13 protein-coding genes are annotated in these 12,444 nt (G+C 61.9%); 11 read left to right on the forward strand and 2 right to left on the reverse strand.

The features are described from left to right. Window positions 1-219 precede the first annotated feature (219 nt). The 8 genes from VF515_06095 to VF515_06130 all read left to right on the forward strand — a co-directional run bounded on the left by VF515_06095 (window position 220) and on the right by VF515_06130 (window position 10,042). On the forward strand, window positions 220-1,236 hold the full coding sequence (locus VF515_06095) for a 4Fe-4S binding protein (GenBank protein HEX7407207.1): 1,017 nt from the start codon (window positions 220-222) through the stop codon (window positions 1,234-1,236). A 33-nt stretch (window positions 1,237-1,269) separates the two neighbouring features. Then, window positions 1,270-2,079, forward strand: coding sequence for an SDR family NAD(P)-dependent oxidoreductase (locus VF515_06100; GenBank protein ID HEX7407208.1), 810 nt, complete (start codon window positions 1,270-1,272; stop codon window positions 2,077-2,079). Between the two features lie 44 nt (window positions 2,080-2,123). After that, window positions 2,124-3,326, forward strand: coding sequence for an acyl-CoA dehydrogenase family protein (locus VF515_06105; protein ID HEX7407209.1), 1,203 nt, complete (start codon window positions 2,124-2,126; stop codon window positions 3,324-3,326). Between the two features lie 57 nt (window positions 3,327-3,383). Then, on the forward strand, window positions 3,384-4,172 hold the full coding sequence (locus VF515_06110) for a nitroreductase family protein (GenBank protein ID HEX7407210.1): 789 nt from the start codon (window positions 3,384-3,386) through the stop codon (window positions 4,170-4,172). A gap of 350 nt (window positions 4,173-4,522) precedes the next feature. Further along, window positions 4,523-5,740: a thiolase family protein gene (locus VF515_06115; GenBank protein HEX7407211.1), complete on the forward strand. Its 1,218-nt coding sequence runs from the start codon at window positions 4,523-4,525 to the stop codon at window positions 5,738-5,740. A gap of 37 nt (window positions 5,741-5,777) precedes the next feature. Continuing rightward, on the forward strand, window positions 5,778-7,397 hold the full coding sequence (locus VF515_06120) for an AMP-binding protein (protein HEX7407212.1): 1,620 nt from the start codon (window positions 5,778-5,780) through the stop codon (window positions 7,395-7,397). Window positions 7,398-7,452: 55 nt separating this feature from the next. Continuing rightward, window positions 7,453-8,646, forward strand: coding sequence for a sulfotransferase (locus VF515_06125; GenBank protein ID HEX7407213.1), 1,194 nt, complete (start codon window positions 7,453-7,455; stop codon window positions 8,644-8,646). 52 nt (window positions 8,647-8,698) lie between these two features. Further along, on the forward strand, window positions 8,699-10,042 hold the full coding sequence (locus VF515_06130) for an aspartate aminotransferase family protein (GenBank protein HEX7407214.1): 1,344 nt from the start codon (window positions 8,699-8,701) through the stop codon (window positions 10,040-10,042). A gap of 236 nt (window positions 10,043-10,278) precedes the next feature. Here the strand turns inward: VF515_06130 and VF515_06135 are convergent, their stop codons facing one another. After that, entirely contained in the window at window positions 10,279-10,587 is a 309-nt protein-coding gene (locus VF515_06135; protein HEX7407215.1) for a helix-turn-helix transcriptional regulator, read from the reverse strand. Between the two features lie 7 nt (window positions 10,588-10,594). Beyond that, on the reverse strand, window positions 10,595-10,960 hold the full coding sequence (locus tag VF515_06140) for a type II toxin-antitoxin system RelE/ParE family toxin (GenBank protein ID HEX7407216.1): 366 nt from the start codon (window positions 10,958-10,960) through the stop codon (window positions 10,595-10,597). Window positions 10,961-11,229: 269 nt separating this feature from the next. Here VF515_06140 and VF515_06145 point away from each other — a divergent pair, with 269 nt between their 5' ends. The 3 genes from VF515_06145 to VF515_06155 all read left to right on the forward strand — a co-directional run bounded on the left by VF515_06145 (window position 11,230) and on the right by VF515_06155 (window position 12,314). Then, complete coding sequence (locus VF515_06145; GenBank protein HEX7407217.1) at window positions 11,230-11,466, forward strand: DUF4926 domain-containing protein; 237 nt, start codon at window positions 11,230-11,232, stop codon at window positions 11,464-11,466. Window positions 11,467-11,703: 237 nt separating this feature from the next. After that, a complete protein-coding gene (locus VF515_06150; protein HEX7407218.1) occupies window positions 11,704-11,934 on the forward strand; it encodes a hypothetical protein in 231 nt (76 codons plus the stop codon). Between the two features lie 92 nt (window positions 11,935-12,026). Beyond that, entirely contained in the window at window positions 12,027-12,314 is a 288-nt protein-coding gene (locus VF515_06155) for a DUF2442 domain-containing protein (protein ID HEX7407219.1), read from the forward strand. Window positions 12,315-12,444: the final 130 nt, after the last annotated feature.

Consider the following 12,444-nt stretch of genomic DNA (forward strand, 5'->3'; position numbering starts at 1 on the left):
CCGCGACTCATCGGGCTCTGGCAGGCGGGGCGGCTGGACCTCGAGGGATTGATCACCGCGCGCCGCCCGCTGAGCGAAATCAATGAAGCCGTCGCCGACCTGAAGGCCAGCCGCGGGATCCGCACCGTTCTCGCCCTGTAGACGAACCGGAAGGATGCCGTTGCCGTTTCCCCAGCAGTTGATGTAACTGCCTCGGACAACATCGGAGGAGTAGCCCGCATGAGCGCACAGAACATGGAAGTCTTTGAGCAAGTAGCGGACATGATCATCGAAGAGGACTTCATGGCCGGGCCGAAGACGCCGGCATTCATCGATATCATGCGCCTGCAATTCACCGAGGCGGAGGCGCGATTGGCCCTCCAGATTCGCACCACCGGCGGCACACTGTCCGAGCTTGCCGAAAAGACAAAAGTCAAGAAAGACAAGCTCGAGAAGGTGCTCTATATTATGGCCGACAAGGGCACCATCTTCTACGAGCCGGGCCCGGACCCGATCTATAGAGTGATCAAGATGGCCGCGCCCGGCTTCATCGAAACCGGCTTGTGGGGCGGCATCAAGTACCCGTACCAAGTGCAACTGGCCAAAGCGATCAACCAAGTCTTGAAAGACTGGGCCGAAGAAAAGCTCGCCAAGTTGGGGTTTCCGTTCGCGCCGGTCTGGGCCGGCGTGAATACACTGCCGGCCGACGCCGATCCCTCGGAAAACCTCGCCGAGGCCATCCGGCACGAGGGACACTGGAGCGTCTCGCCGTGTCCGTGCCGTCTCTCCCAGTGGATCACCGATCCCGGCAACCACTGCGGTCACATATTGGAAACCTGCATCCATACCGGTGACCAAAGCCGCTGGGCGGTCAAGCATGGGATGGCGAGAGAGTTGACCTACGAGGGACTCGTCGAGCTTTTGGAAAAGTGCAACAAGGACGGGCTCGTTCATACACTCAACATCCAGAACTGCGTCTGCAATTGCTGCAATGATTGTTGCGCCATCTTTCAGGGGCGGAAGAGTGGCCAGAAGGTGTTCGCCCCCTCCCCGTTCGTTCCGAAGGTCGACGAGGACTCATGCAACGGCTGCAACAAGTGCGTCGACCACTGCCCCACGAAAGCCATCTCGGCGAACGAGGATGACGAGGACTGTGTGTCGGTGGATTATGAGACCTGCATCGGCTGCGGCGTCTGTGTGACCGCGTGCAAACCGCACTTCATGACCCTGATGCGGCGCCCGGCCGCGGCCGCGTAGACTCGGTCGGATATGTTCGCTCGAAGGTGACCCATGACGGAAGGGAACACTCAGACCAGACGCTTACAAGGAAAGGTGACGGTGGTCACCGGAGCGGCATCCGGAATCGGCTACGCCTGCGCCCAGCGCTTCGCGGTAGAGGGCGCCGTCGTCATCGGCTTCGATCTGAACGAAAGCCCGGACTGGGAAAGCGTCCAGCGCCAAGCCCCGGCAGCGCGCTTTTTCGTCCGCGATGTCTGTGACTTCGCCGGGCTCGAATCCGCCGTCGCCGAGATCGTTCGCGAGCATGGCCACGTCGATGTGTTGGTCACCGCCGCGGGCATTGCGGGAGGTGGCCCGGTCCACGCCCTTGCCATTGAGGAGTGGGACCGGGTGCAGAATGTGAACTTGAAAGGCACCTTCCTCTCCGCCAAGGCAGTGCTTCCGGTGATGATGCAGCAACGTTCGGGCAGCATCATCACCCTCGGCAGTGTCGAAGGGCTCGAGGGCAGCGAGGGTGGCAGCACATACAACGCCTCCAAGGGCGGCGTGGTCCTGCTCACCAAGAACATCGCCATGGACTACGGACGCCTGGGGATACGGGCCAACTGCATCTGCCCGGGAATGATCGACACGCCGTTGTTCCAGTCGGTTTTCGGCAGCGAGTATTTCGCCAAGTACAGGGAGCGTATCCGTGAGCAACACAAACTGGGGCGCTTCGGTCGGCCCGAGGAGGTCGCCGGAGTGGCCTTCTTCCTGGCTTCCGACGACGCCTCGTTCGTCACCGGCCAGAGCCTGGCCGTGGACGGGGGCTACACCGCTGGGCACCACTTCGGGTTCACCAAACTGATGGGCCTCGAATGAGAACGGCAGTCACCACGAAGCTGTGCGACTAGGAGGGCCGAGAGATGACATCGATCGACATTGACACGGGACTGACGGATGAGGACCGCGCGGCGCGCGACACGTGCCACGCCTTTGCCAAGGAGGTGCTGCGTCCGGCCGGCAGAGAGCTCGACCGCCTGCCCGATCCCGCCGATGTGATCGCACCCAAGTCGATACTGTGGGATGTCTTCAAGAAGTATCAGGAGCTGGGTATCCACAAGCTCACCGCCGATCCGAGCATGGATCCGATCGCCAAGGCCCGGCTCATGTGCATCATCAATGAGGAACTCGCCTGGGGAGACGTCGGCCTGGCGATCACCCTGGGGCTGTGTGGGTTCCATCAGCCCTGGATCGAACAAAGTGGGAACAAGGAACTGCTTGAGCGCTTCTGCTCACCGGACCGGCTGACGATCAGCTGTTGGGCTTTGACCGAACCCGACCACGGCAGCGACACGGTCGCGGTCACCGAAAGCTTCTTCAGCGATCCCAAGTTGCGGGCGAACTGCACCGCGCGCAAGGTCGGCGACGAGTACGTGATCAGCGGCCAGAAGGCGGCATGGGTGTCGAACGGTAGCATCGCCGAACTCGCCGTGTTGTTCTGTACCCTCGATCCAAGCCAAGGCTTCAAGGGTGGGGCCGTGTTCCTCGTGCCGCTCGACCTGCCCGGCATCCATCGGCCCAAGCCTCTCGACAAGCTCGGCCAACGCTCGCTCAACCAAGGCGAGATCTACTTCACCGACGTACGCGTTCCCGCGTCTTACATGGTGCTGGGGCCCGAGTTCTATTCCATGGCTCTGGAAACCATGCTGGGCTACGCCAACTCGGGTATGGGCCAGCTCTTCGTCGGCGTGGCGCGGGCGGCGTACGACTATGCCGTGGACTACGCCAAGCAACGCGTACAGGGGGGCGTACCGATCTTCGAGCACCAGAGTGTCAGAGGGCGGCTCTTCAAAATGTTCATGAAGGTGGAAGCCGCGCGGGCGCTGGTGCGCCGGGTGGCGCTGTACACCGCGGCGAACGCGCCGATCGTCCAGTACTCGATTGCCTCGAAGGTTTTTTGCACGAACACCGCATTCGAGGTGGCGAGCGAGGCGGTCCAGATCTTCGGCGGCAACGGCCTGAGCCGCGAGTACCCGATCGAGAAGGTGCTCCGTGACGCACGCGCATCGATGATCGAGGATGGCTGCAACGAAGTTTTGGGCCTGCTCGGTGGCAGCAGACTCTGATGTTCTCCCTCTACCCGCGGGAGAGGGTCGGGGTGAAGGCGCATTCGAGGAGACACCATGGAGTTGAGAGAAGTCATCGGACGCAGACGATCGATTCGTTTCTTGCTTCCCCACCAACCGGTGGAGTTGGGCAAGATCCAGCGCATGCTCGAAGCGGCCCGCATCGCATCGCACTGGGGCAACGTGAACAGTCTGCGCGCCATCGTCATCGAGCGTGACAAAGCACCGAAGGAAGTGCTCGACGCCCTGCCCTCCCCGGTGGGCGGCTACCAGATCGAGCTCGCACCGGTCATCATCGTTTGGTACCTTGAGACGGCGTGTACGGATCACATCGGCACACGCCTGCGTGAGCTCCTCGCCGCGGGCGCCATCGGATACGGTCCCAACAAGAAAACGGCGCTGGAGAAGACGCTGGTCCCCATAATGGAGAATGCCGGCGATGCGTTGAAGATGCCCGGCCTCAGCGAGGTCGATTGCGGACAGGGCATTGCCCAGGCCACGTTGATGGCCTTCGAGCAGGGGCTCGGCACCTGCTGTCTGGGAAGCGGTGATCCTGACGGCATCCGACGGAAGCTCGGCCTGCCCGACACCTGCCGTGTGCTGGTGACGCAGACCGTCGGCTACCCGGCTGAGGATCCCGGAGCCGGTGGCCAGCGGCCGCGCTTGCCTTTCGAGACGCTCTTTCAATTGAACGGGTATAACACTCCCTTCCCGCGCGCAGCTGAAGTCGTTGCGGAACTGCAGGGCGACGGCATGCTCCAAGACCCGGCTCCATTGCCGTGGCGCGAGGCCGAGCTAGAGTATCTACGACGAGCCCTCGACCTCAAAGGTGAAGGGCTGATTTGAAGAGCGTTCAGCCGTCAGCCGTCAGCCTTCAGCGGTCAGCTGGGATAAAGAGCCGCTCAGAGCTGAGAGGCTGTGAGGAAATTGGTACGAAGGCAAATGAGATTTCGTCAGCACAATCTGTGTGAGCGGCCGAAGGTCGCCAATGGTGGTATAGGCTTCCAGCCTGTACCAGTGAACGTGCGGGCGAACGGCCGCCGGGTTAGTACAGGCTGGAAGCCTATACCACCGGCATTACGCCTCTTTGGCGCAACCCAAGGCGGAATCGCCGTGGTCGCGGACCACGCATTTCCTCATAGCCTCTGAGAGCTGACCGCTGAGAGCTGAAAGCATTCTCGAAGGAAGGAGAGACCATGCGCTTGAATGCCATTATCGCCGGTGTCGGCATGACCCGGTTCATGAAGTATCCCGACAAGGGTTTGAAGGAACTCGGCACGGAAGCCACCCGTGCCGCAGTCGCCGACGCCGGGCTCGAGCTGGGTGATCTCGAAGCGGCGTACGTGGGCAACTGCGCCGCAGGCTTGATCACCGGACAAGAATCCATCCGCGGGCAAGTGATTCTCGGCACCATCGGCATCGGCAAGATCCCGATCATCAACGTCGAGAACGCCTGTGCCAGTGGCTCCACGGCACTGTTTCAGGCAAGTGCCATGGTGTCCACCGGCCTGTACGACATCGTGCTCGCGCTCGGTGTCGAGAAGCTCACGCACCCGGACAAGATGCGCAGCTTCGCCGCCTTCGCCGGCGCGGTGGATGTCGACGAGCTGAACGAAATGATTGCGTCTCTCAGCAAAGCGGCCGAGTCCGATACCAGCGGCGCCGGCCAGAACCGGTCTATGTTCATGGACATCTATGCCATGGCTGCCCGGGCCCACATGAAGAAGTACGGCACCACAAAGGAGCAGTTCGCCAAGGTGGCCGCGAAGAGCTCGTTCCACGGCAGCTTGAATCCGCGGGCGCAGTTCCGTGAAGCACTGACGGTGGAGCAGGTGTTGAACGACCGGCTGATCGTGGAGCCGCTGACCCGGTCGATGTGCTCGCCCATCGGCGATGGCGCCGCCGCCGCAGTCGTGGTCAGCGAGCGCAAGGCCCGGCAACTCGGCATCAGCAAGCCGGTCCGGATCTCCACCATGGTGATGCATTCGGGTTGGAATCACCGGGATGATGAACCGGATACCGTCCAGCTGTGTGCGCGTGAGGCCTACGAGCAGGCCGGCGTGGGACCGCAGGACCTGAACGTGGTCGAATTGCACGATGCCTCGGCTCCCGCCGAGATCATTGGCTACGAGCAGTTGGGACTTTGTCCTAAAGGCGAAGGTGGCAAGCTGGTCGAGTCGGGCGCCACCAAGCTCGGCGGACGCATACCCGTCAACACGTCAGGCGGCCTGTTGCGCAAGGGGCACCCGGTCGGCGCCACCGGCATCGCGCAGATCGTGGAGTTGACCGAACAGCTGCAAGGGCGCTCCGGCCAGCGCCAGGTCGAGGGCGCCAAGCTCGCGCTGGCACAGAATGGTGGCGGCAAGAAAGGCAACGACGCCGCCGCCATGCTGGTGACTATCCTCCAGCGATGACGGCTCAGGCATAGGGCTCATCGCACAGGGGTCGTCGATGCGTGAGCGCAACGAACTGATCCTCGCCGATCTCATCGAGATCCGGGCCGAGCAGCGTCCGGATCTCGACGTGCTCACCTTCGAGCACTTGAGTCTCGACGGCGGGGCGACGCCGGATGAGGTCCGCACCTTCGCCGCCCTGCAGGCGAATGCCAACCGCATCGCCGCCGGATTGATCGCCAACGGCCTGCGGCGCGGCGACCGCTTCGGGATCATGATGCGCAACCATCCCGAGTTCGTGGAGGCGATGGTCGCGGCCTCCATCACAGGCGGCGTGTTCGTGCCCATCGACCCGCGCACGCGCGGTGACAAGCTGGCCTACATGCTCGGCAATTCCGGTTGCGCTGGGATCATCTGCGCCGATTACTGCCTGGCGGATATCGACGCCGTGCGCCGGCGGCTTCCGGATCTGAAGTGGGTGCTCGCGCTCGAGAGCAGTGAGGCCACCGCTGCCCTGTCGAGCTTCGGCGGCGTCGAGCCATTGCGCCAAGTCCTGTCGAAGCCGGCCGCGACCATTGATGTCCGCGTCGACAGCCCGGATGCCCCGCTCCAGATCATGTACACCTCGGGGACCACGGGAGACCCGAAAGGCATCGTCGGAGTCAACTCCCGCTTCTGCCTGGCCGGGATGCTCGGCATGCTCTTCAACTATCAGCCGGACGATCGGCCCTACACGGGTCTTTCCTTCACGCACGGCAACGCGCAGTCGATGACCTTGATGCCCTCGCTCAGCATGGGGCTGCGGGCCGTCATCAGCCAGCGCTTCACCAAATCCAAGCTGTGGGACGTCTGTCGCCGGTACGGCTGCACCACCTTCTCGATCCTCGGCGGCATGGCGACGGCCATCTACAGCGAGCCGGCCAAGCCGAATGACGCCGACAACCCGGTACGGGTCATTATCAGCGGCGGCATGCCGGCCGTCATCTGGGAGGCCTTCGAGAAGCGCTTCAACGTCAAGATCATGGAGTTGTACGGCGCCATGGACGGCGGCGGCATGGCCTACAAGCCCGTCGGTCAGGGACCGGTCGGCTCCTTCGGGAAACCGATGCCCGGCCTCGAAATGAAAATCCTCGACGCGGACGGTAACGAGTGCCCACCCGGCGTGGTGGGCGAGATCTGCTGCCGGCCCGCCGGCGGAGGCGAGGCGACCGTCGAGTATTTTGGAGACCCCGAAGCCTCCAAGAAGAAGGTCCGCCGTGGCTGGAATCGCAGCGGGGACATGGGCCATGGCGACGCGGACGGTTGGCTTTTTTTCGACTACCGCGCCGGCGGTGGCATCCGCCACAATGGGGACTTCATCAACCCGAGCTTCGTCGAGAAGGCCATCGCCGAACATCCCGCCGTCGCGGACGTGTTCGTTTACGGCGTGCCGGCGGCATCGGGCGCCCCAGGCGAGAAAGACGTCGTGGCGGTCGTCGTCCCCATGACAGGCGCAGCCTTCGATCCGGCGTCGGTCTTCGCCGTCTGTCGCGCCAAGCTCGAGGCGAACTTCGTACCCACCTACCTCCAGGTCGTCGACGAAATCCCCAAGACCGCCTCCGAGAAGCCTCTGGAGCGGCTCCTTGTCGATCAGTTTGATCCCAACGCCGCGAACGTCTTCACACCAACACACCAGTAGCTCGGTGACGGCTCCGCATTGACGATGGGGGCGCAGCCGCGCTAACGAACGAGCCATGAACACATCCTCGTCGGCCAAGACACTCGGTTTCGTCGACTCGGCAGAATCCCTGCACGAAGCAGCCCGCAAAGAGGTGGGCTTCGATGATTTCGGCGACCCGGCGTACCTGGAAGGCTTTCGCGTGTTGATGGAAGCCTACGACCGCGAGTCGCGCATTACCCCCACGGGCCGCGCCATGGTGCAGGCGCAGTTGTTGGGCATCCTCAAGAACCGTTTGGTGGCGCAGAAAGCGTGGAAGGAAAACCCGGCCATCTTGCGTACCGAGATCCGCCGGCCCATCTTCGTCCTCGGCTTGGCGCGCACCGGCACCACGGCACTGCATCACCTCCTCGGGCAGGACCCGAACAGTCAGGTGCTCGAGTACTGGCTCGCGGCCGCGCCGTCCCCGCGCCCGCCCAGGGAGCAGTGGGAAGGCGATCCGCGCTACCAGCGCGCCGTGCAGGAACTGGACTGGATGTACAAGACGGACCCGAGCCTGAAGGCCGTGCACTTGATGACGGCCGACGGTCCCGACGAGTGCCGTCACCTCTTGCTGCAGAACTTCACCGACGACACCTTCGACTGCAACGCCACAATTCCGTCCTACTCCGAGTGGTACGAGCATTACGACATGCTGGCTACCTACGCGCGCCACCGCGATCTGCTGAAACTCATCGGCTCCACCTCGCCCGAACGCCGCTGGCTGCTGAAATACCCGGCCCACATGGGCAACTTGAGGGCCATCTTCAAGATCTACCCCGACGCGTGCATCGTGCAGACGCACCGCGACCCGAGCAAAGTGATGCCGTCGATCTGTAGCCTGGTCGCCGGCTGGCGGGCGCTCTACGAAGACAACGTGGACCGTCGTGCGGTTGCCAAATGGTTGCTCGACCTGTGGGCGACGCGATTAGAACGAGGCCTTGAGGTCCGGCGCGAACAGAACCCGAAGCAGTTCTTCGACCTGCATCTCCGAGAGATCCTGTCCAACCCGGTCGGCGCCGTGAAACGCGTCTACGACCACTTCGGGATCGAGATGACGCCCGAAGCCGAGCAGCGGTTTCACGCCTGGAAAGACGAGAATCCTCGCGGCAAGTACGGCGAGCACCACTACCGAGCCGAGGATTTTGGTTTTACCGACGATGTGATCGCCGATCGGTTCGGTACGTACATGAAGCATTTCCAGATCGAACGGGAGGGGAGTAAGACGTAAACAAAGCGATCTGCTTACGTCTTACGTTTCACGTTTTACGCATTAGGTTTTTATGTTCACACGCAAGCCTCGCAGCGCCCATGAGGCGGCACTCCTCCAAAAGGTCAAGGACTATCTTCCGTCCGGCGTGAGGAACGCCACGGCCTCTCCGGAGCACGCCATGGTCATCAAGCGTGGACATGGGGCCCGCATCGAGGACTTCAGCGGCAACGAATACATCGACTACCTTTTGGGATCGGGCCCCATGCTCTTGGGACACGCCCACCCCGCGGTAGTCGCTGCCGTGCGTGACTATCTGGAACGTGGCAGCACCTATCTCATGGTCAACGAGCCGGCGATCTTGCTGGCTGAGGAGATCGTCAGGGCGGTTCCGTGCGCCGAAAAGGTCTCGTTCAACAGTACCGGCTCGGAATCCACCTTCTTCGCGATGCGACTGGCCCGAGCCTATCGGAAACGAGACAAGATCCTGAAATTCGAAGGAGCCTATCACGGCATGAGTGACTACGCCCTGATGAGCACCCACTGGACGCGCGCTTTGACGAACTATCCCGTGGCGGTGGCGGACTCCGCCGGCATTCCGCGCTGCATTGAAGGCGAAGTGCTCATTGCGCCGTTCAACAACATCGAAACCACCTCGGCCATCATCGAGAAACACCACGACGAACTGGCGGGGGTCATTGTCGAGCCGATGCAGCGCACCATCCCTCCGCGGCCAGGGTTCTTGCAGGAGTTGCGTCAGGTCACCACGCACTACGGCATCCCGTTGATCTTCGACGAAATCGTCACCGGGTTCCGCTTCGCCTACGGTGGCGCGCAGGAATACTACGGTGTGGTGCCCGACCTGTGCGCCCTCGGGAAGAGCATGTCCGGCGGGCATCCGCTCACCGTGCTCTGCGGTCGGGAGGAGATCATGTCGTATGTCGATCTCGCCCGGATGACCAGCGGCGACCACGTGCGGCAGACCGGCACCATGAGCGGCAACCCGATCTCGGCGGTGGCGAGCTTGGCCACATTGAAAGAGCTGCGACGGGAGGGAGCCTACGAGCGTCTGTTCGCCACCGGCCGGAAATTGAAGGACACCTTGCAGCAGTTGCTCACCGAGGCGGCGATCCCCGCACAGGTCATCGGCGAGCCCCCCGCCTTCGAGGTATGGTTCACCGATCATGAGATCACCGATTTCCGCTCGAGCCTGACCGCCGACGTTGCGCTGCGAGAACGCTTCGTACAACTGCTGCTCGATCGCGGCATCGTCAAGGCACACGAGAAGTTCTTCGTGTCGCTGGCCCACACCGACGAGGACGTCGAGATCACTATCGAAGCGTTCCGCTCGGCGATCGGCGAACTACGAGAATCGGCGCATCGTTCGAAATTCCTTCGGGAGCCGAATTGCAGGTGATCGGGATAGGAGGGAGCCTCGCGGCTTCCCCCCTCCCACAGGGACTGTCGATAAATGACCGGCCGCTGGTTTCGTATGCCGTATTTTCCGCGTGGTTCCGTAGCGGCGCAGCATGCTGCGCCCCTACATTCGGAAAACCCCTCATTTGATGGACTCTGAGACCGCTCGTGCTGAGGCTCTCGAAGCACGTCTTCGTATTTATCGACAGTCCCGTAAGGAGGGGGGAATGAAATACGTTAGGCGACTGCGGCGCGCCTGGTTGAATGCTTGAGCACGACTTTCACGCGAATACCCATATTGGCCAGCATGTCGATCAAGGTGTCGATGCTGAAGAGCTCAATGCGGCCGCACATCAGATCACTGACCCGCGGCTGGGAAACCCCCAAGAGCTTGGCTGCCTGGGCCTGCTTCAGCCCGCGGGCCGAGATGACCTTCTGCAGGTGGATCAGCAGATCGGAGCGAATCTTCAGGTGCTCAGCTTCGTCGGCCGAGAACCCGATGTCGCGAAATACGTTCCCGGTGGAGCGGGTGACCTTGAGCTTCATGGAATGCCTACCTTTCTCGTCGAGCACGTTCCCTCCGCAGCAACCGCAGTCGAGTCCTGGCGATGTCGATCTCCCGCTTCGGGGTCCTTCGCGCCCGCTTCTCGAAAGCGTGCAGGACATAGATGCCCTCTTGAAACGCCGCTATGTAGAACACTCGATGTTCGAGGCCGGTATGAATGCGAATCTCCTTTACGCCGGGGCCGACGCCCGGCATGGGCTTCCAGTCGTTGGGTGGGAGACCTCGTTGCACTCGCCGCAGCTGAAATCCTGCCATTCTTCGGGCCTCTGCCGGGAAGGTCCTGAGATCATCGCGCGAACTGCCAAGCCATCTCAGGGCCTCGTCGGGCATGGCTTCATATACAAGTATCTGCATAGCGGCGCAATCGCTCGCCATAGAGAATCGCCTAACAGCTTGCTGCCCCCCACCGAACAATGTGCGGAAGGGTTCCCCTCCTTGCCAAGGAGGGGCCGAGGGAGGTTGGAAAGGTCGCGGCAACTCAACCTCCCCCTTCCCTCTCCTTCGCTGGTCGTTCGGCCTGAAGGGTTGCCCAGCCCCCAGCCCGATAGGTAGTCTGCCTTCATACTGCGTGGCAGGGCCGCACCACGGTTGACAACATGCTACGTCAAGAAAAGGAAACGGTAATGCCCCAACGAAAGAAGAGGATTCGGTTGCTCGATACTGTGGCGTTAATCGAGGACCTGCCGGAGCGCAAGCTCAAGCGGGGCGAAGTCGGCACGGTCGTAGAGATCCTCGCGCCACGTGTCTACGAGGTGGAATTCTGTGATGACGAGGGACAAACATATGCGGAGCTGGCGCTACGCAGTGATCAGCTTGTTCCCCTGCACAACAGAGGGGAAGCATTGAGAATCGTGGCTTGAGAGGACAGCCGACGGCGGACGGATCACCACCAACTCTTCCGACTATAACCCCCAACGATTTGGTCGAAAATGGCTGACAGTGTTACAAGAGAGGCTCTCCGGGCCTGTAGGGGTCATCAGAAACCGTGACGGGGACAAATCGCGGCTTCGCGCGTGACATTCGGCAGAGGTGCGCTTTCGGGGTCTTTCTATGAGGCCCACGGGATTGGTAAGATAGGCGATACTTGGATTGAGAGAATGGGGCGAGCAAGAGCGCAATTTGCAATCTGTCTGCGGAATGACGATTGCGTCGACCTCGAGGTGCGCAAGGTCTACGCGATTCTCCCCGACGCCACCGCCGCGAAGGACGGCTATCTGCGCGTCATCGACGAATCCGGCGAGGACTACCTTTACCCGGCGGACTACTTCGTTCTGGTCGATGTTCCGGTCGCCGCACGACGAGTTCTCTCGACGCAGCTTCGGGCCTAACACCTAGACCGACGCCGAAAGACGGCGCGGCTCATCGCCGAGGCGTTGAGGCTGTAGAACAAGCCCAAGGGCACGTCGCGAGTATCATGAGGATGAAATCCGCAACGCGTGGAAAGCCCATTTCGGTCGTTGAGGTCACGAACGTCTCGAAGCATGGATTCTGGCTCTTGCTCGGCGAGCGTGAGCGGTTCCTGGCATTCGAGCACTTCCCCTGGTTTCGCGACGTGTCGATTGGTCAGTTGTGCAACGTCGAGCTCCCGCATCCGCATCATCTCTATTGGCCCGATCTCGATGTGGACGTGGCGGTGGAGTCGATCGATCATCCCGACCGTTTTCCGCTGGTGAGCCTGGCTCGACCTAACCGAACTTCCGCAGTTTGATGGCCGAAAAGTTTTTCTTCGCGGCTGGGCCTGGAAAAGCTCCAGGAGATTGCTGAGGCACGATGATGGCGAGCACCGGAAATCGCGTGTAGTGCCAACTTTTCGCTCTTGTGCCGATAGCGCCGCAGCT

Source organism: Candidatus Binatia bacterium, assembly GCA_036382395.1.
In the GTDB taxonomy this organism is placed as follows: Bacteria; Desulfobacterota; Binatia; order HRBIN30; family HRBIN30; genus JAGDMS01.

What these genes read in the sequence shown, in the direction of transcription:
- VF515_06095 (HEX7407207.1), top strand. Translation starts at nt 220, where the DNA reads ATGAGCGCACAGAACATGGAAGTCTTTGAGCAAGTAGCGGACATGATC.
- VF515_06100 (HEX7407208.1), top strand. Translation starts at nt 1,270, where the DNA reads ATGACGGAAGGGAACACTCAGACCAGACGCTTACAAGGAAAGGTGACG.
- VF515_06105 (HEX7407209.1), top strand. Translation starts at nt 2,124, where the DNA reads ATGACATCGATCGACATTGACACGGGACTGACGGATGAGGACCGCGCG.
- VF515_06110 (HEX7407210.1), top strand. Translation starts at nt 3,384, where the DNA reads ATGGAGTTGAGAGAAGTCATCGGACGCAGACGATCGATTCGTTTCTTG.
- VF515_06115 (HEX7407211.1), top strand. Translation starts at nt 4,523, where the DNA reads ATGCGCTTGAATGCCATTATCGCCGGTGTCGGCATGACCCGGTTCATG.
- VF515_06120 (HEX7407212.1), top strand. Translation starts at nt 5,778, where the DNA reads ATGCGTGAGCGCAACGAACTGATCCTCGCCGATCTCATCGAGATCCGG.
- VF515_06125 (HEX7407213.1), top strand. Translation starts at nt 7,453, where the DNA reads ATGAACACATCCTCGTCGGCCAAGACACTCGGTTTCGTCGACTCGGCA.
- VF515_06130 (HEX7407214.1), top strand. Translation starts at nt 8,699, where the DNA reads ATGTTCACACGCAAGCCTCGCAGCGCCCATGAGGCGGCACTCCTCCAA.
- VF515_06135 (HEX7407215.1), bottom strand. Translation starts at nt 10,587, where the DNA reads ATGAAGCTCAAGGTCACCCGCTCCACCGGGAACGTATTTCGCGACATC.
- VF515_06140 (HEX7407216.1), bottom strand. Translation starts at nt 10,960, where the DNA reads ATGCAGATACTTGTATATGAAGCCATGCCCGACGAGGCCCTGAGATGG.
- VF515_06145 (HEX7407217.1), top strand. Translation starts at nt 11,230, where the DNA reads ATGCCCCAACGAAAGAAGAGGATTCGGTTGCTCGATACTGTGGCGTTA.
- VF515_06150 (HEX7407218.1), top strand. Translation starts at nt 11,704, where the DNA reads ATGGGGCGAGCAAGAGCGCAATTTGCAATCTGTCTGCGGAATGACGAT.
- VF515_06155 (HEX7407219.1), top strand. Translation starts at nt 12,027, where the DNA reads ATGAAATCCGCAACGCGTGGAAAGCCCATTTCGGTCGTTGAGGTCACG.